This window comes from Rhizobium sp. NPDC092011 (assembly GCF_044756305.1).
Taxonomy (GTDB): domain Bacteria; phylum Pseudomonadota; class Alphaproteobacteria; order Rhizobiales; family Rhizobiaceae; genus Rhizobium.
Genome location: NZ_JBIVSO010000003.1, coordinates 1 through 18,475 on the forward strand (window position 1 = coordinate 1; position 18,475 = coordinate 18,475).

The window sequence follows — 18,475 nt, forward strand, 5'->3', positions numbered from 1 at the left end:
AAACATCTCAATTCGGATGCGATCATCCAGTCGATCCGGCCGGATAAGGATGTCGACGGCCTGCATGTGGTCAATGCCGGCAAGCTTGCGACCGGTGATCTCGCGACCGGGCTGATTTCCTGCACGCCGGCCGGCGCCATGCTGCTGGTGCGCTCGATCCGTGGCGAAGACCTGTCGGGCTTGAATGCCGTTGTCATCGGCCGCTCCAACCTGTTCGGCAAGCCGATGGCGCAATTGCTGCTCAATGCCAATGCGACTGTGACGATGGCGCATTCACGCACCAAGGACCTAGCTGCCGTGGCGCGAGGCGCCGATATTCTGGTGGCGGCTGTGGGCCGTCCGGAGATGGTCAGGGCAGCCTGGGTCAAGCCGGGGGCGACGGTGATCGATGTCGGCATCAACCGCATCGACGCGCCGGAGCGCGGCGAGGGCAAGAGCCGTCTGGTCGGCGATGTCGCCTTTGCCGAGGCCTCCGAAGTCGCACGAGCGATCACGCCGGTTCCGGGTGGCGTCGGGCCGATGACGATCGCCATGCTGATGGCCAATACCGTCATTGCGGCTCATCGCGTCGCCGGCAGAAAGCCGCCGCGCTTCTAAGGCAATGCGCTTGAGATGAGATCAGTCGGCCGGCGCAACGCCGGTCGAGGCGCGCACGATCAATTCCGCTTTCCACAATTCCTGAGCCGGGAAGGTTTCCGTCTGCTTGATTTCGCCGATCAACCGTTCGGCGATACGCACCCCGGCCGAACGCAATGATGAGCGCGTCGTCGTGAGCGGTACCGTAAAGTTCTCGGGTTTGAGCAATGTCAGCACGTCGTCATGGGCAATCATCGAGATGTCTTCGCCAAGCCTGAGCTTTGCCTGATTGATGGCGCGAACGGCGCCCAGTGCCAGCACGGTACTGGAGCACAGCACCGCGGTTGGCCGCCTCTTCTTTTCCATCTGCAGAATGCGCTCCGTCACGAGCAGGCCTTGCTCGTCGGTCATCGCCGTGTGACTGACGCATTCCTCGTCCAGCGTTAGGCCGCGTTCGGCAAGGGCGGCTTCGACGCCGTTCTTCCTGCGAATGGCGAAATCGAGATAGATGGGGCCGTTCAGCAACGCAAAGCGCTTATGCCCAAGCTGCAACAGCAGCTTGGTCGCATCGTAGAAGGCGGCTTCGTTGTCGATATCGAGAAAGGGATAGTCCGGCTCGGAGCCGATGGAGCGCCCATGCACGAGGTAGGGCATGGACAGCGTCTTCAACATCTCCAGGCGCGGATCATGGCCGCGCATGTAGTTGACGAAGAGGGCATCGACATTGCCGCTTGCCGCCAGCCGTCTCAATGCGCCGACTTCATCGTTTGGGTCGGCAGGTGTCAACACGAAATGAAAGTCGTGTCTTAGAGCTTCCTCGCCAAGGCCGGTCAGAAACTCGCTGAAATGCGCATCCGAGGAGTTGGCAGACGAGGTCGGCATGACCAGCCCGATGGATCCGGCCTTGCCGGTGGCAAGCCTTTGCGCCGCCTTGTTGGGCCGGTAGCCGGTTTCCCGAACCGCTTTGAGGACACGCTCGCGCGTCTCGCGATTGACCTCCGGGTAGCCGTTCAAGGCCCTGCTGACTGTCGTCTGCGACAGCCCCAGCATTTGCGATAGCTGTTTCAGATTCACGTATTTAGGCTCCTCCAACTCCTCACCCGCTAAGATGCCAACGCAACCTCCCGACGCGTCCATGGCCTCCAAAGCGCTTTCAAGTATGTAGCAGGCGTAGCGATTGAGACAAGATAATTAGCGAAAATATCGGCGCTTATTTTATGCTGCAACGCGAGATTTGCTGTGCATATTGGTCGAAAACTGAAAATCGCTTGACTTTGTCGCGTCCTCAATGGATGAGAGAAGGTAGCCAAAGCGCTTTGAGGAATGGGGCGCATCGCACGGAAACGTGTTTAGGCTCATGGGTTTCGTATTTGGGAGGACAACCACATGAAGAAACTGTTTTTGATGACCGTTGCTGCTGCCGCTCTCTTGGCTGGCACGGCGATGTCGGCCGATCTGAAGTTCCAGCCCGGCCAGGACTCCAAGTTCAACTGGAAGAGCTACGACGACTTCAAGGCCGCGCATGCCGACCTGAAGGGTGAGACGCTGACCATCTTCGGTCCCTGGCGTGGCGAGGACGAGGCTCTCTTCACCAGTGTCCTCAATTATTTCACCGAGGCGACCGGCGTAAACGCCAAGTACTCATCCTCGGAAAACTACGAGCAGCAGATCGTCATCGATACGCAGGCCGGTTCGCCACCGAACGTGGCCATCCTTCCGCAGCCGGGTCTTCTCGCCAACCTCGCCAGCAAGGGCTATCTGACGCCGCTCGGCGATGACGTGGCAAGTTGGGTCAAGACCAATTACGGCGCCGGTGACAGCTGGGTCGGCTACGGCACCTACAAGGGCAAGGATGGCAAGGACGCCTTCTACGCTTTCCCATATAAGGCCGACCTGAAGTCGCTGGTCTGGTACGTTCCGGAAAACTTCGAGGAAGCCGGCTATAAAGTGCCCACAACCATGGAGGACCTGATCAAGCTTTCGGATCAGATCGTCAAGGACGGCGGCACGCCCTGGTGCATCGGTCTCGGTTCGGGTGGCGCAACCGGCTGGCCGGCAACGGACTGGGTTGAGGATCTGATGCTGCGCCTGAATACGCCACAGGATTACGATCATTGGGTCGACAACACGCTGAAGTTCAATGACCCCAAGGTCGTTGCGGCCATCGAAGAATTCGGCAAGTTCGCGAAGAACCCGAAATATGTTGCCGGTGGCGTTGCCGCGGTTGCCTCGACGGACTTCCGCGACAGCCCGAAGGGTCTCTTCACGGTTCCGCCGAAGTGCTATCTGCACAAGCAGGCATCCTTCATCCCGTCCTTCTTCCCGGATGGCACCAAGCTCGGCCAGGATGCGGACTTCTTCTACTTCCCGCCTTATGCGTCGCATCCTGAACTCGGCAAGCCGGTCGAAGGTGCTGGCACGCTCGCAACCATCACCAAGGACTCGAAGGCCGCTCGCGCCTTCATCCAGTTCCTGCAGACGCCGATCGCCCAGGAAGTCTGGATGGCGCAGTCCGGCTTCCTGACGCCGTACAAGTCCGTCAACACGGCGGCCTATGCCAACGACACGCTGCGCAAGGAAGGCGAAATCCTGACCTCGGCTACCACCTTCCGCTTCGACGGTTCCGACCTGATGCCGGGCAAAATCGGTGCTGGCTCGTTCTGGACCGGCATGGTGGACTTCGTCGGCGGCAAGTCCGCACAGGATGTCGCCGACGGGATCCAGAAGTCTTGGGACGCCATCAAGTAAGCTTCAAAGCCTAATCGCCGCCGGCACCTGCCGGCGGCGCCACAAGCATTCAAACGGCGCGCTTTTGAGCGCAGCCGATGCCGGAATGACGGCCTCAAGCAGGTAAATTCGGGGAGGGAATGAATGTTTTCGCAGATCGTATCGGCGATTGGCGCCATGATATTCGGCGTCGCCGCTTGCGCCGCCTATTTCTGGTTCTCCAACAAATTCTTGGACCTGATCTTTCCCGCAAAGGAGGGAACCGATGTCCATCAGGCGGCGGTCAATCTCCGTCGCCGCGGCCTCATCCGCCCCTGGCTGTTTCTGGGGCCGGCGCTATTCCTGCTTATCGTCTATCTGGTCTACCCGGTGATCGCGACGCTCATCCTGTCCTTCTACGGGCCTGATGGCAGCCAGTTCGTCGGCGGCGCCAACTACGTTTGGGCCTTCTACGACACCGAATTTCGCCAGTCGATCTTCAACAACATTCTCTGGCTTGCAGTCGTGCCGGCAGCCTGCACCTTCTTCGGCCTCGTGATCGCCGTCATGACCGACCGCATCTGGTGGGGCAACATCGCCAAGGCCGTCATCTTCATGCCGATGGCCATTTCCTTCGTCGGCGCATCGGTCATCTGGAAGTTCATCTACGAATATCGCGGCGGCACCGATGCGCAGATCGGCCTATTGAACGCCGTCGTCCAGCTTTTCGGCGGTACGCCGGAAGTCTGGATCACCATTCCCTTCTGGAACAATTTCTTCCTGATGGTCATGCTCATCTGGATCCAGACCGGCTTTGCCATGGTCATCCTCTCGGCAGCGCTGCGCGGCATCCCCGAGGAAACCATCGAAGCCGCCGTCATCGATGGCGCCAATGGCTGGCAGATCTTCTGGAAGATCATGGTGCCGCAGGTCTGGGGCACGATCGCCACGGTCTGGACCACCATCACCATCCTCGTGCTCAAGGTCTTCGACATCGTGCTCACCATGACGAACGGTCAATGGAACACGATGGTACTCGCCAACCTGATGTTCAACTGGATGTTCCGCGGCGGCGGCGACAGCGGCCGAAGCGCCGTCATCGCGCTCGTCATCATGGCGGCCGTGACGCCGATCATGATCTGGAACATCCGTCGTGCAAACGCAGAAACGAAGGGGCGCTGACATGCTTGGAAATCTCGGTCGTATCGGCCCCGCCCGCATCTTCGTTCATGCCGCGGTGCTGCTCATCGTCCTCCTCTGGCTGTTGCCGACGCTTGGCATCTTCGTCACGGCTATCCGCGACAAGGATCAGATCGTCGTCTCCGGCTGGTGGACGGCCTTCGCCGGCTCGTCGCAGACAGCGGCCGCCCGCCTCGATGGCCCCGACAAGGCAAAGCAGGACGGCGCCAATTACGTTATTGCCGGCACGGTTGCCGGCGAAGGCAACAGCGGCAACGGCAGGATCCAGTCCTTCGGCCTGCGCGTTCAGGAGCCGGCGGCCTACAAAGTCGGCTCGACCGCCGATCTCGGCAATGGCGAAACGCTCACCGTCAATGCCGATGGCAGCTATCGCTATCAGAAGAGCGGTCCCTTCGGAGCCGACGCCCGCAGCAAGCGCATCTATCTGACGATCGCCACGCCGCCGCAATTCACCCTCGACAACTACCGTTCCGTCCTGCGCGGCGAGGGTATCGGTCAATCCTTCATCAATTCGCTGACCGTGACGATCCCGGCAACGGTCATCCCGATCCTGATTGCGGCTTTTGCCGCCTATGCGCTTGCATGGATGGACTTTCCGGGCCGCGCCTTGTTGATAGCGCTCGTCGTCGGCCTGATCGTCGTGCCGCTACAGATGTCGCTGATCCCGCTTCTGCGCATCTATAACGAGATCGGCCAGATCTTTGGAGTGCCGTCGAAGACCTATCCGGGCATCTGGCTCGCCCACACGGCCTTCGGCCTGCCGCTCGCCATCTATCTGCTGCGCAACTACATTGCCGGCCTGCCCAAGGAGATCATCGAATCCGCCCGTGTCGACGGCGCCAGCGACTTCGATATCTTCGTCAAGATCATCTTGCCTCTATCCTTCCCTGCGCTCGCCTCATTCGCGATCTTCCAGTTCCTCTGGGTGTGGAACGACCTCTTGATCGCCATGGTGTTCCTTGGCACCGACAAGGATCATCTGGTTCTGACGGCCGCGCTCAATGCACTGCTCGGCTCGCGTGGCGGCAACTGGGAAATCCTGACGGCATCCGCCTTCGTTACCATCCTTATTCCGCTCCTCGTCTTCTTCGGTCTGCAGCGCTATCTCGTGCGCGGTCTGCTCGCCGGGTCGGTGAAGGGGGGCTGAGCCAAGATCATATCATCCAGACAGGACTTAATCAGCATGAGCATTGCCCCTCAATCGGTTTCGGCAGTTGACAAGGACTGGTGGCGCGGCGCCGTGATCTATCAGATCTATCCGCGCTCCTATCAGGACTCCAACGGTGACGGCATTGGCGACCTCAAGGGTATCGCCGCCCGCCTGCCGCATGTCGCAGCACTCGGAGTCGATGCGATCTGGATTTCGCCGTTCTTCACCTCGCCGATGCGCGATTTCGGCTACGACGTTTCCAATTACGAGGATGTCGATCCGATCTTCGGCACGCTGGCCGATTTCGATGCGATGATGACGGAAGCCCATCGCCTCGGCATCAAGGTGATGATCGATCTCGTGATGTCGCACAGCTCGGATCGCCATCCCTGGTTTGTCGAAAGCCGGTCGAGCAAGGATAATCCCAAGTCGGACTGGTATGTTTGGGTCGATGCCAAGCCGGATGGCACCCCACCCAACAACTGGCTGTCGATCTTCGGCGGCTCGGCCTGGGCGTGGGATCCGACACGCATGCAGTATTACATGCACAACTTCCTGACGTCGCAGCCGGACCTGAACCTGCACAATCCGGAAGTGCAGAACCGGCTGCTTGATGTCGTGCGTTTCTGGCTCGACCGCGGCGTAGATGGCTTCCGCTTGGATACCATCAACTTCTATTTCCACGACAAGGAACTGCGCGACAATCCCGCTCTGGAGCCATCGCGTCGCAATGCCTCCACCGCGCCGGCGGTCAATCCCTATAACTTCCAGGAGCATCTCTACGACAAGAACCGTCCAGAGAACCTGGAGTTCCTGAAGCGCTTCCGCGCGGTGCTCGACGAATATCCGGCCATCGCCGCCGTCGGCGAAGTCGGCGACAGCCAGCGCGGCCTCGAAATCGTCGGCGAATATACATCCGGCGGCGACAAGATGCATATGTGCTACGCCTTCGAATTCCTCGCGCCGGACGCTCTATCGCCGGAGCGTGTCGAAGAGGTGATGAATGATTTCGACGCAGCTGCGCCGGAAGGCTGGGCCTGCTGGGCCTTCTCCAACCACGACGTGGTGCGTCATGTCAGCCGCTGGGGCAACCTGGTCGCCGACCGCGATGCTTTCGCCAAGCTCTATTCTGCGCTGCTGCTGACGCTGCGCGGTTCCGTCTGCATATACCAGGGCGAGGAATTGGCACTCACCGAAGCCGATCTTGCCTATCAGGATCTGCAGGATCCTTACGGCATTCAGTTCTGGCCCGAGTTCAAGGGCCGCGATGGCTGCCGCACGCCGATGGTCTGGGACAGCCAGGTGGCTCAGGGCGGCTTCTCCACGGTCAAGCCCTGGTTGCCTGTGCCGGTGGAGCACATTCTGCGCGCCGTCAGCGTCCAGCAGGGCGACGAGAACTCGGTGCTCGAGCAGTACCGCCGCTTCCTTGCCTTCCGCAAGCAGCATCCGGCCTTCGCCAAGGGTGAGATCGCCTTTTTGCAACCGCAGGGCGATGTGCTGCTTTACACCCGCATCCATGATGGTGAGACAATTCTCTGCGTATTGAATATGAGTCCTGCCGAAGCTGTGGCCAGCTTGCCCGAGGGCAACTGGCAGGCATTGACGGGACATGGCTTTACCAGCAACAACTACGGCAACAAAATCGACATTCCGGCCTGGGGCGCTTATTTCGCGCGTCTTGGCTGAGCCTTTGGGAGGAGGAGCATAGATGACCGGACTTGTTCTGAAGGACATCAGAAAATCCTACGGCAACGTGCATGTGCTGCACGGCATCGATCTGGAGATCAACGAAGGCGAGTTCATCGTCTTCGTTGGCCCCTCGGGTTGCGGCAAATCCACCTTGCTTCGGATGATTGCCGGGCTGGAGAGCATCACCGCCGGCGATATGATGATTGCCGGTCAGAAGGTGAACGAGGTTCCGCCCTCCAGGCGCGGCATCGCCATGGTCTTTCAGTCCTATGCGCTCTATCCGCACATGACCGTCTATGACAACATGGCCTTCGGCATGCGCATCGCCGGCGAAAGCAAGCAGGAAATCGACCGCCGCGTTCGCGCAGCGGCGGCCAGCCTGCAGCTCGGCCAGTATCTCGAACGTCTGCCCAAGGCACTCTCCGGTGGCCAGCGCCAGCGCGTCGCCATCGGCCGCGCCATCTGCCGCAACCCGAAGGTCTTCCTGTTCGACGAACCGCTGTCCAACCTCGATGCTGCGCTGCGCGTCGCGACTCGCATCGAGATTGCCAAGCTCAGCCAGTCCATGCCTGAGACGACGATGATCTACGTCACCCATGATCAGGTGGAAGCCATGACGCTTGCCGACCGCATCGTGGTTCTGTCAGCAGGCCGCGTCGAGCAGGTGGGCGCGCCGCTCGAACTTTACGAGCGTCCGGCAAACCTGTTCGTGGCAAAGTTCATCGGTTCGCCGGCCATGAACATCATTCCCGCCGTCGTAACCGAAACCGGCGCAACGACGACCGTGACGCTGACGGGTGGCAAGGCGGTGACGCTCGACATGCCGACGCAAGTGTCGGAGAAGGGCAAGCAGGCGAGCTTCGGTGTGCGCCCGGAAGATCTGCGCATTGCAACCGATGACGACTATCTTTTTGAGGGCGAAGTCGCCATCGTTGAGGCGCTCGGCGAAGTGACCCAGCTTTACATCGAAGGCTTGGTCGACGGCGAACCGATCATCGTCAAGGTGCCTGGCATCGCCGACATCCATCGCGGGCAGAAGCTGCGCTTCGCAGCCGATCGACAGAAGCTGCATCTCTTCGATGCCAGCGGCCACTCCTATCGCAAGCAGTAACGGGATACCGCTTGTGAGTAATGATAGCGTCGGCCGGGAGGAACATCAAAATTCTTGCTGAGCCGGCGCGTTCAAACCTTCTGTTAAAGACCGCCTGATAGTCTCCTCTTCGTAATATACCCTAGGGATTTACCAAGATGGCCGCGTTCGGCAGAGCTAATTCAGGTCAGCATTTTCTCAACAAGGAAGAATCCTTCATGTATGACCGCGAAGCGCGGTTCCGCATGGAAGATACGATGAACGCAGCGCGGCTCGAATACACCGAAAAAGGTGTGATGAATCTCGCTTCGCGCCGTTGCGATATCATCCGCATCTCGCAGAGCAGCGCCGTTCTTGCGATCCTCACGCAATATAATCTGCCAAAGCAGTTCTATCTTGATATCCCAGACGCCCGCATCACCAAGGTTGGCTGCGTGCTCATGAAGGTATTCCATAACAACACGGTGGAAGTCCGTTTCCTGCGTCTGCTGACGGACAAGGAGATGAACAAGATCTTCGTCTACAGCACGCACCCGGCCCACAAGAACCGCGTGCTGGATATTCGCGCCTGAGTAGGCCAACGGAGCAAGAAAGCCCGGCGCGCTTAAAGTCGCGCAGGGCTTCCTTCTTTCCAGACTTCATCGGCGATCTCAAATCGTTGCCAGCCGTTGAAATCGAGGCCGGCAGGCACCGCTTGAGCCAGCCTTACGGAGATCAGATTCCCTTGCGGACGCGTTCGGAGTTTGTAAGTGCTTCACCCAGCCGGCCGAGCGTTTCCTTCAGGGCATGCTCTGCAGAATCGACAAGCGATTTAGCTCCCCCTTCACAGGCGAAACCTGCATCGGTTTGACCATTGCCGCTGCCGGAGACAGTGGCTCCGAGAAGACGGCCATTAACACCGTCAACTGTAATCGAAGCGGCCATTTCTACTTCCGTTTCCATGCCGGCAGACCAGAATCCTGGAACCACGCGCAGACGACCGTTCAGTTCCTCGCCGCGGACAATGATCATGCCGCGAGCGCCCCGAGCCTTCAATTGGTCTCGACCCACCGGTTGCTGAACGACCTCCAATTCGGTCACCAGATTGGTGAATGTCTGACGGACGGAGCTTGCAAAGCTCGTTGATACATTGAGCGGGAACGTATGGGCCGCACAGTTGAAATCGGAAGGCTTTATCGGCCTGTCCAGCTTGGCTGCATCCACATAGAGAAAATACTTGCCCGGCAGCTTGCCGTCGTAAGACGAGTATACGTTGTATGTTGCAACAGGCAGCGGTTCGGCCTTGTATTGGCACGCGCCAAGGAGTGCGCTCAACGCGAGCGCCGATACGATCTTCAATTTCATGATGGTCCCCAATTTCCCGCTTCGAGTGAAGCAGAATCTCAACTAAGAGTCGAGATTTGGTGAGTGGGTTTTCCACTGCGCACGCGCGACTGCATCCGCCGCGAAGGAGTGTTTGGAATGTCTCCATCCACGGCGGAGTTGCGCTTTGGGCCGGCGGGTAGCTATCCAGCTGCCATCGTGTCGAGCACTGCCTGCTTCAGTTTTGCGTCGGCCACTTCCGAGAAGACCAGATCTTCGCGACCGAAATAGCTCTTCTGGTTGATCGCCGACCAATCGTTGCAGACGAGGGTATAACGCTCCTTTTTCGGCAGATCGACCGGCGCCGCGTGGAGATAGTCGCCCGTGCGTGCAGCAAGCGGTATATCGCCCTCCTGATTGCAGCGGGTGAGGATGGCCCCGAGTGTGGCGGCATCGACTTCGGTCCGCATCAGTTTGCCGTCGAAGCGCACGGAGGCATTGAAGCTGTAGCGGTTGACCTCGCCCTGGGGCAGGCCTGCACCGAACGAGGTGTGGCCGACGAAGCCGACATCGGCCTTGGTCTTCTTCGTCATCACATCAGCAACAAACCGGCCGACCTCATCCACCGTCATGGTCTTGGCGCTCTTGCCGACGGTTGCGCGATCTTCATCCGTGAGATGACGAGCGAGCACGGCTGGGATGAGATCCTTGAGTGCGGCGGAGGGAGCGCCGGCAGCGTCGATATCGACGCGCTGGAGGGCTGGTGCCGTGCCGGGCGCGGCAATGCTCGCGACCGTGATCGCGGTCGACCAGGAACCCGTGTGAACATAGCGCGTGGCACCCTGTTCATGAGTCAGGTTCAGATGGTCGTGGCCGCCGATAATGAGCGTACCTTCGGGAAGGATCGGCAGGATATCGCGATCCGCCACGACACCCGCATGGCTGAGCACAATATTGATGCTATCGCTCTTGAGAACGCCGGGAAGGTTCTTCTTGGCCCATTCCACCGGTTGCGGAATGTCGAGCATGTCGCGTGTGGCTTTGGGATAGGTCTTGATCGCATCGGTCGCAAACCCGGCGATGGTGATCGACCGGCCATCGAGCGTCAGCTGAGCCGAAGCCTGCGTGTAGGGTGCGCCGGTGCGCTTGTCGATGATATTGCTGAGTACGGTGACGCCAAGCCCGCATGCTCGCGTGACGAAATTCGCGAGGTCGTTGTCGAGATCGGGCTCGTGATTGCCGATATTGACGACGGTCGGAGCTACCTTCGCAAGGGCTGCAAGGAACGCCCAGTCGATCTCGCCACCCGAACGCGTCGCCACCACATTCCCGGACTCGAAGAGATCGCCGTTCAGCACGACAAGGTGCGGCCCCTCATTGCTTGCGACCTGCTTTTCGATTGCCGACAGCAATTGTCCCATGCGTTCGTAGGCCGAATGCAGGTCCGAGAGGATGACGACACGCAGAGGCTTTTGGGCAGCTTCGGCAGGCATGGCCGAAATGAGCACCGGCAGGACGGCCGTGCCTGCGAGAAATTTCAGCGCCTGGCGGCGTCCGAGCAATGACTTCAACATGAATTTCGATCCTTGGGAATTGGCGTGCAATACCCAAGGGATTAGTCAATTCAGTTGTCAATCCTGTGACGCGAGCAGCCGTAAGTTGCTCTTAAATCAGGACGCTAGCACCCTGATCGGCAGGACCCGCGGCACGACGGAAGGGGGCGAAGAGCTCGCGACCCATACCGAACTCGTTCTCTGAGAGATCGGCGACGACGGGTTCACGCTCGGCCATGTCGGCGGCGTCGACAAGCACCTCGAGCGTGCCGGCGATCGCATCGATGCGGATGATGTCACCTTCACGAATACGAGCGATCGGGCCGCCATCGATGGCTTCCGGTGTCACGTGGATGGCGGCGGGAACCTTGCCCGATGCGCCTGACATGCGGCCGTCGGTTAGAAGCGCCACGCGGAAGCCGCGGTCCTGCAGCACGCCGAGCGCTGGCGTCAGCTTGTGCAGTTCGGGCATGCCGTTGGCCTTCGGGCCCTGGAAGCGGACGACGGCGACGAAGTCGCGGTTGAGCTTGCCATCCTTGAAGGCTTGCTGCATCTCCAGCTGATCGTGGAAGATCACGGCTGGCGCTTCGATGATGTGGCGTTCCGGCTTGACGGCGGAAATCTTGATGACGGCCTTGCCGATGTTGCCGCGCAGCATCTTCAGGCCGCCATTGCTCTGGAACGGTGTATCGATGCTTGCCAGCACCTTAGGATCGTGGCTCTTGTCCGGGGCGGGCTCGCGGGCAACATTGCCGTCGGCGCCGAGCTTGACGTCGATGGAGTAGTTGCCGAGGCCGTGGCCGTAGACAGTGCGTACGTCCTCGTGCAGCAACCCCTTCTTCAGGAGTTCCTTGATGAGGAAGCCCATGCCGCCGGCGGCATGGAAATGGTTCACGTCGGCAAGCCCGTTCGGATAGACGCGGGCCAGCAGCGGAATGATATCGGACAGCTCGGAAATATCCTGCCAGGTCAGCACGATGCCGGCAGCGCGCGCCATGGCGACGATGTGCATCGTGTGGTTCGTCGAGCCGCCTGTCGCATGCAGGCCGACGACGCCGTTGACGATCGAGCGTTCGTCGATCATTTCGCCGGCCGGCGTAAATTCATTGCCCATGGCGGTGATGGCGAGCGCGCGCTTGGTCGCCTCGCGTGTCAGCGCTTCGCGCAGCGGCGTGCCGGGATTGACGAAGGAAGCGCCAGGCATATGGAAGCCCATGATTTCCATCAGCATCTGATTGGAATTGGCGGTGCCATAGAAGGTGCAGGTGCCGGGGCCGTGGTAGGACTTCGATTCTGCTTCCAGCAGTTCGGCACGGCCGACCTTGCCCTCGGCATAAAGCTGGCGCACGCGCGACTTCTCGTCGTTCGGCAGGCCCGAGGTCATCGGTCCGGCCGGAATGAACACGGCGGGCAGATGGCCGAAGGAGAGGGCGGCGATGACGAGGCCGGGCACGATCTTGTCGCAGACGCCGAGGAAAACAGCCGCATCGAACATGTTGTGCGACAGGCCGACGCCAGCGGACATGGCGATCAGGTCGCGCGAGAAGAGCGAGAGCTCCATGCCGGGCTGGCCCTGCGTGACGCCGTCGCACATGGCCGGCACGCCGCCGGCAACCTGGGCGATGCCGCCCGCTTCGGCCGCCGCCTGGCGAATGATCGCAGGGTAGGTCTCAAAGGGCTGATGCGCCGAGAGCATGTCGTTATAGGATGTGATGATCCCGAGATTGGGCACCTGGTCTCCTGCCAGTGCGTCCTTCTCGGAGGGGGAACAGATGGCGAAGCCATGTGCGAGGTTGGCGCAGCCGAGCACGGAGCGTTGCGCCCCCCTGGTTGCGGCATTGCGCAGGCGGTCCAGATAACGTTCGCGCGTCGGCTTCGAGCGCTCGACGATGCGTGCGGTAATCTTGGAAATGCGGGCGTCAGCGGCCATGGTCGATCTGCCTCCGTCTGTTCTGCGCAAAGCCCGAAGATCCGGTTCGGTAGGGGGCGTGGCGCGGGGTCCAAAAGTCAATGCTTTGCCGCTGCGCCCGCAAGGGCACATGGCGCAGCACATGTTGCTGTGTCATTCAGGGTTCGATGACGCGGCCTGCCGGCTGTGTCAGGGAGCCCAATAAATCTCGACCGGGGAAGCGGCCCGCCGCAGCATGGCGCGGATCGGCATCTCGGTTTCTTCGCCCGACGCTTCGGCTTTGGCCAAAACGTCCTTCTTGCCTTCTCCCTCGATATGGAGCACCAGCAATCTGGCATCCTGAAGGCTGGAGAAGGTGAACGTCAGACGCGGCTCGCCGGCACCTTCCGCTTCCATCGTGATGATGCCGCGCGGGGTGTTCGGATCGAGTGCGGTCCGGAGATTGCTACCGCCCGGAAAGAACGATGCCGTGTGGCCGTCGTTGCCCATGCCGAGGATGGCGACATCGAAGGGATGGTCGACAGCCTTGGTCTTTTCCGTGGCGATGACCGCGGCCTCCTCGACGGAAGCCGCAGCCTGATAGAGCGGAAGGAACGTGCCGGCAGCCGCCTTGTCCTTCAGCAGGTTTTCCTGAACGAGCAGATGGTTCGAGCGCGGATTATCCGCCGGCACGAACCGTTCGTCGACGAGGGTGATCGTTACCTTGCCCCAGTCGATCGAACGCGATGACAGCGCCTGGAAGAAGGCCTTCGGCGTGGAGCCGCCGGAGACCGCGATGCTTGCAGAACCGCGCGCAGCAACCGCGGCCGAGAGGGTCTCGGCCACCTTGTCCGCGAGCTTGCCGGCGAGTTCGGCACCATTGGCGAAAGCATGCATATTCGCTGTCATCGTTATCGTCCCGGATTAGATGTCGTCGTGCCAGGTGCGGCCGTCACGCTCGATGAGCGCGATAGCCTGGCTCGGACCCCAGGTGCCGGCGGTATAGCCCTGCACCTGCTGACCTGTTGCTTCCCAACCCTTGAGGATCGGGTCGACCCATTCCCATGCCGCTTCCACTTCGTCGCGGCGCATGAACAGCGTCTGGTTGGACCGAATGACGTCCATCAGCAGGCGTTCATAAGCGTCCGGATTGCGGACGTTGAAGGCAGACGCGAAGCTCATGTCGAGCGAGACGTTGCGCAGGCGCATGCCGCCCGGACCCGGATCCTTGATCATCAGCGACTGCTTGACGCCTTCATCAGGCTGCAGGCGAATGATGAGCTGGTTGGCGACGATACGGCCAGCGGCCTGATCGAAGATATTGTGCGGGATCGGCTTGAAGGTGATGACGATCTCCGACACGCGGCCGGCAAGACGCTTGCCGGTGCGGATGTAGAAGGGAACGCCGGCCCAGCGCCAATTGCCGATCTCGGCCTTGATGGCGACGAAGGTCTCGGTGTTGGAAACGCCGCCCTCCAGCTCGTCGAGGTAGCCCTTGACCGGGCCGCCCGCCGAAGCGCCGGCGCGGTATTGGCCGCGAACGGTCGCCTGCTCGACATTGGAAGCGTCGATCGGCTTCAGCGCGCGCAAGACTTTCAGCTTCTCGTCGCGAACGGCTTCCGAATCCATGGAGGAGGGGATTTCCATCGCGGTCAGGCAAAGCAGCTGCAGGATATGGTTCTGCACCATGTCGCGCAGGGCGCCGGCGGTATCGTAGTAGCCGGCGCGGCCTTCGAGACCGACCGATTCGGCGACAGTGATCTGCACGTGGTCGATGTGGTTGGCGTTCCACAGCGGCTCGTAGAGGGCGTTGGCAAAGCGCAGCGCCATCAGGTTCTGCACGGTTTCCTTGCCGAGATAGTGGTCGATGCGGAAGATCTGCTCTTCCTTGAAGACCTTGCCGATGGTGTCGTTGAGCTGCAGAGCGGAAGCGAGGTCGCGGCCAATCGGCTTTTCGACGACGATGCGCGTCTGCTTGGTGATCAGCTTGTGATCGTGGATCTTCTGCGAGATGTCGCCGAAAATGCCCGGAGCGACGGCGAGATAGAAGGCGCGCACGCGTTCCTTGCCTTCGTCCAGCAGCTTCTTGAGCTGATCCCAGCCGGCATCGCTGCGTGCATCGACCGGCACGTAGAACAGGCGGGCGAGGAACTTCTTGACTTCGGCCTCGTCATATTCGCCCTTCTTCAGGTGTTCCTTGAGGGCGGCGTCGGCGAACTTGCGGTATTCTTCATTGGAAAGAGCGCTGCGCGAAGCACCGATGACGCGCGTCGGCTCGGAAAACTGACCTTCGACCTGACGATGGTAAAGAGCGGGCAGGAGCTTGCGTTCGGCAAGGTCGCCGCTGCCGCCGAAAACGACATAATCAAATGGTTCAACGGGAATGATCTGGCTGCTCATGAGGTATCTCTCAATCGGTCTTGGTTGAGGCCCCTTTTAATCTAATCGATTTAAAAAGGCCAGTGTGCATCGCAAAAATCAGACTCGGCTTTTTGGCGCGGATCGCCGACGGAAGAATTCATCTTCCGGTTTCTAAAACCTGTCGCGCAGTGCAAACCACGAGAGCGCCAGGAACAGCAGAGGTGCCCGCATGCGCGCTCCGCCGGGGAAGGCAGGGATATTCAGCTCTTTGAAGAGGTGAAGCTCGTCCGCATTCCCGAGAACCGTTTTCGCATAGAGTTTACCGCAATAATTTGACAGCATGACCCCGTGGCCGGAATAGCCGCCGATGGAGGTGACACCCGGCATGACCTCGCGCACGAAAGGTTGCCGCGGCATGGTGATGCCGACCGAGCCGCCCCACGCATAATCGATCTTGATATCGCCAAGAGCTGGATAGATCTCGGCGATCTGGCGACGAATGTGCTGCGTTATGTCGCGCGGATTATCCGACGTATAGGCCTCGCGCCCGCCGAACAGCAGGCGGCCATCCTTCGATTTGCGGAAATAACGTACCACGAACCGCGAATCGGCCACGGCTTCGTTACCGGGAAGTACTTGCGGAAAGCGGTCGAGCGGTTCGGTGGCGCCGATGAAGGAGCGGATCGGCATGACATGGCTCGCCGTCACGGGCTCCAGATTGCCGATATAGCCGTTGCAGGCGATCAGCACCCGGTCGGCGGTGATCTCGCCGCCATCCGTTTCGATAATGGTCTTGCCGCTCGATTGCCGGAAGCCCTTCGCCTTGGTCATTTCGAAGAGAGCCGCGCCGGCATCTGCCGCGACGCGGGCAAGGCCGATCAGCAGTTTCAAAGGGTGGATATGGCCCGTGCCCATATCCCTGACGCCATAGAGATAGAAGCTCGAACCCAGCCGTTCCTGGGTCTCGGCCTCGTCCATGAACTTCATATGCGGATAGCCGTAGCGGGTGGCGGCGATCTCGGCATTTTCCATGTAGTCGCGCTTGTAACTGCGCTTGTGCGTGACATTCATCTGGCCGGGCAGGAAATCGATGTCGATGCCGTGCTCGGCGGAGAAGTCGAGAAGATGTCGCTTGGCGTCCTCGGCCAGATCGAAAAGCGCCTTCGAGCGCTCGTAGCCGATCTTCTCTTCCATCTCTTCCGGCCACCAGCGCTGGCCGGTGCCAAGTTGCCCGCCATTGCGGCCCGAGGCACCGTCGCCGAAGCGGTTGCCATCGATGAGAACGACGCTGGCGCCGCCCTTGGCGAGATTGTAGGCGGCTTGAAGGCCGGTATAGCCGCCGCCGACGATAGCGACGTCAGCCCGGCGCGAGCCGTCGAGCCTGGGATAAAGCGGGCGCGGGCCGACGGTTGCCTGGTAGAAGGAAAGTCCTGGCGCGATCGGGCTCTGCCATGTTTCCTGCAGCGTCATGGGCGATCTCCTTCACACGTTGAGCAGAAGGAATTCCCGCTCCCACGGGCTGATCACCTGCATGAAGGTTTCGAATTCACCGCGCTTGACGCCGACATAAATGTCGATGAACTCCTTGCCGAGAACCTCTTCGAAAGCGGGCTCGTCTTCGAGAAGGGCGATTGCTTCCAGCAGGCCGCGCGGCAGATCGATCGAGCCTTCATTGGCGGAATCTTCCGTCGGCGCGGTCGGCTCGACTTGCTTCATGATGCCAAGCAGCCCCGAGGCGAGCGAAGCGGCAAGGGCAAGATAAGGATTGGCGTCGGAACTCGGCAGCCGGTTCTCGACGCGTCGAGCCTGCGGATCTGAGACCGGCACGCGGAACGCCGTGGTGCGATTGTCGTAGCCCCAGGCATTGTTGACCGGGCACGACATGTTCGGCGCCAGCCGTCGGTATGAATTCACGTAGGGCGCAAGCATGGCGAGCGCGTTGGGTACATAGCGCTGCATGCCGCCGATGAAGTAGAAGAACTCCTGCGAAGGGCTGCCGTCCGGATTGGTGAAGACGTTCTTGCCGGTCTCGATATTTACGACGGACTGGTGGATGTGCATCGCCGAACCCGCCTGGCTCTGCATCGGCTTGGCCATGAAGGTCGCATAGATGCCGTGCTTCAGCGCGGCCTCGCGAATGGTACGCTTGAACATGAACACCTGGTCGGCCAGCTCGATCGGATCGCCGTGGCGCAGGTTGATTTCAAGCTGTGCGGGACCTTCTTCATGGATCAGCGTGTCGATCTCCAGACCCTGCTTCTCCGAGAAGTGATAGATGTCGTCGATCAACTCGTCGAACTCGTTGATGCCGGCGATCGAATAGCCCTGGCCACCGAGGATCGAGCGGCCGGAGCGGCCTTTCGGCGGATGCAGCGGATAGTCCGGGTCGTCATTCTTGGCGACCAGATAGAACTCGATCTCGGGCGCGACCACTGGCTTCCAGCCGCGATCGCGATAGAGCCCCATGATCTTCTTCAAGAGGTTGCGCGGCGTGTAAGATACGGCATGGCCTTCGGAATTGACGATATCGCAGATCACCTGCGCCGTCGGGTCGGTTTCCCAGGGCACGACGGAAAGCGTCGAAAGGTCCGGCACCAGCTTCAGATCGCTGTCGCGCGGCTCATAGCGGAAGCTCTCGGTCTCCTCCGGATATTCGCCCGAAATCGTGTGGCGATAGATCGCCGAAGGCAGCGCCAGCGACGTATTGGACGTGAACTTCGAGGTGGGCATCATCTTGCCGCGCGGTACGCCGGCAAGGTCGGGTGTGATGCATTCTATGTCTTCGATCCCGCGCGCCCGCAGCCATTGGGCCGCTTCCTTCCAGTTTGCCACGCCGCGTGCCGATCGCAGGCTGGGAGGCACCGTCGGGATTTTCGAGGCAGGCACTGAAGCTTTCAGCGGGGTCTTTCTCGCAGGCATAAAACACCGTATTTGGGTTGATCGGTGATTGCATCATAACC

General features: G+C 60.4%; 15 protein-coding genes. 7 read left to right on the forward strand and 8 right to left on the reverse strand.

The window, feature by feature from the left end:
- Positions 1 to 597: bifunctional methylenetetrahydrofolate dehydrogenase/methenyltetrahydrofolate cyclohydrolase (locus tag ACIQJ2_RS15230; RefSeq protein ID WP_400746549.1), on the forward strand; the 597-nt coding region annotated here is incomplete at its 5' end.
- 21 nt (positions 598 to 618) lie between these two features.
- On the opposite strand, the gene ACIQJ2_RS15235 is transcribed toward ACIQJ2_RS15230, so the two are convergent.
- Complete coding sequence (locus ACIQJ2_RS15235; protein WP_199149654.1) at positions 619 to 1,650, reverse strand: substrate-binding domain-containing protein; 1,032 nt, start codon at positions 1,648 to 1,650, stop codon at positions 619 to 621.
- A gap of 312 nt (positions 1,651 to 1,962) precedes the next feature.
- On the opposite strand from ACIQJ2_RS15235, the gene ACIQJ2_RS15240 reads away from it, so the two are divergent.
- The 6 genes from ACIQJ2_RS15240 to ACIQJ2_RS15265 all read left to right on the forward strand — a co-directional run bounded on the left by ACIQJ2_RS15240 (position 1,963) and on the right by ACIQJ2_RS15265 (position 8,983).
- Positions 1,963 to 3,324, forward strand: coding sequence for an ABC transporter substrate-binding protein (locus ACIQJ2_RS15240; RefSeq protein ID WP_199149655.1), 1,362 nt, complete (start codon positions 1,963 to 1,965; stop codon positions 3,322 to 3,324).
- A gap of 123 nt (positions 3,325 to 3,447) precedes the next feature.
- Positions 3,448 to 4,464 carry a carbohydrate ABC transporter permease gene (locus tag ACIQJ2_RS15245; protein ID WP_199149656.1) on the forward strand — a complete coding sequence of 339 codons (1,017 nt, stop codon included), beginning with the start codon at positions 3,448 to 3,450 and terminating at the stop codon, positions 4,462 to 4,464.
- Position 4,465: 1 nt separating this feature from the next.
- Positions 4,466 to 5,629 (forward strand): carbohydrate ABC transporter permease, encoded by a 1,164-nt coding sequence (locus ACIQJ2_RS15250; RefSeq protein WP_199149657.1) that lies wholly within the window; start codon positions 4,466 to 4,468, stop codon positions 5,627 to 5,629.
- A gap of 36 nt (positions 5,630 to 5,665) precedes the next feature.
- Positions 5,666 to 7,318, forward strand: coding sequence for an alpha-glucosidase family protein (locus tag ACIQJ2_RS15255; RefSeq protein ID WP_400676060.1), 1,653 nt, complete (start codon positions 5,666 to 5,668; stop codon positions 7,316 to 7,318).
- A 22-nt stretch (positions 7,319 to 7,340) separates the two neighbouring features.
- Positions 7,341 to 8,432, forward strand: a complete 1,092-nt coding sequence (locus ACIQJ2_RS15260; RefSeq protein WP_400676058.1) for an ABC transporter ATP-binding protein — start codon at positions 7,341 to 7,343, stop codon at positions 8,430 to 8,432.
- A gap of 197 nt (positions 8,433 to 8,629) precedes the next feature.
- A complete protein-coding gene (locus ACIQJ2_RS15265; RefSeq protein ID WP_199149660.1) occupies positions 8,630 to 8,983 on the forward strand; it encodes a hypothetical protein in 354 nt (117 codons plus the stop codon).
- Between the two features lie 142 nt (positions 8,984 to 9,125).
- Here the strand turns inward: ACIQJ2_RS15265 and ACIQJ2_RS15270 are convergent, their stop codons facing one another.
- The 7 genes from ACIQJ2_RS15270 to ACIQJ2_RS15300 form a co-directional block, all read right to left on the reverse strand.
- Positions 9,126 to 9,755 carry a hypothetical protein gene (locus ACIQJ2_RS15270; protein ID WP_199149661.1) on the reverse strand — a complete coding sequence of 210 codons (630 nt, stop codon included), beginning with the start codon at positions 9,753 to 9,755 and terminating at the stop codon, positions 9,126 to 9,128.
- 161 nt (positions 9,756 to 9,916) lie between these two features.
- Entirely contained in the window at positions 9,917 to 11,287 is a 1,371-nt protein-coding gene (locus tag ACIQJ2_RS15275; protein ID WP_400676055.1) for a metallophosphoesterase, read from the reverse strand.
- Between the two features lie 91 nt (positions 11,288 to 11,378).
- Positions 11,379 to 13,196 carry a phosphogluconate dehydratase gene (edd, locus tag ACIQJ2_RS15280; RefSeq protein WP_199149663.1) on the reverse strand — a complete coding sequence of 606 codons (1,818 nt, stop codon included), beginning with the start codon at positions 13,194 to 13,196 and terminating at the stop codon, positions 11,379 to 11,381.
- Between the two features lie 168 nt (positions 13,197 to 13,364).
- A complete protein-coding gene (gene pgl, locus ACIQJ2_RS15285) occupies positions 13,365 to 14,063 on the reverse strand; it encodes a 6-phosphogluconolactonase (RefSeq protein ID WP_400676053.1) in 699 nt (232 codons plus the stop codon).
- A gap of 15 nt (positions 14,064 to 14,078) precedes the next feature.
- Positions 14,079 to 15,554: a glucose-6-phosphate dehydrogenase gene (zwf, locus tag ACIQJ2_RS15290; RefSeq protein WP_199149665.1), complete on the reverse strand. Its 1,476-nt coding sequence runs from the start codon at positions 15,552 to 15,554 to the stop codon at positions 14,079 to 14,081.
- Between the two features lie 132 nt (positions 15,555 to 15,686).
- Positions 15,687 to 16,985: an NAD(P)/FAD-dependent oxidoreductase gene (locus ACIQJ2_RS15295; RefSeq protein WP_400676050.1), complete on the reverse strand. Its 1,299-nt coding sequence runs from the start codon at positions 16,983 to 16,985 to the stop codon at positions 15,687 to 15,689.
- 12 nt (positions 16,986 to 16,997) lie between these two features.
- Positions 16,998 to 18,434: a glutamine synthetase family protein gene (locus ACIQJ2_RS15300; protein WP_199149667.1), complete on the reverse strand. Its 1,437-nt coding sequence runs from the start codon at positions 18,432 to 18,434 to the stop codon at positions 16,998 to 17,000.
- Positions 18,435 to 18,475 lie beyond the last annotated feature (41 nt).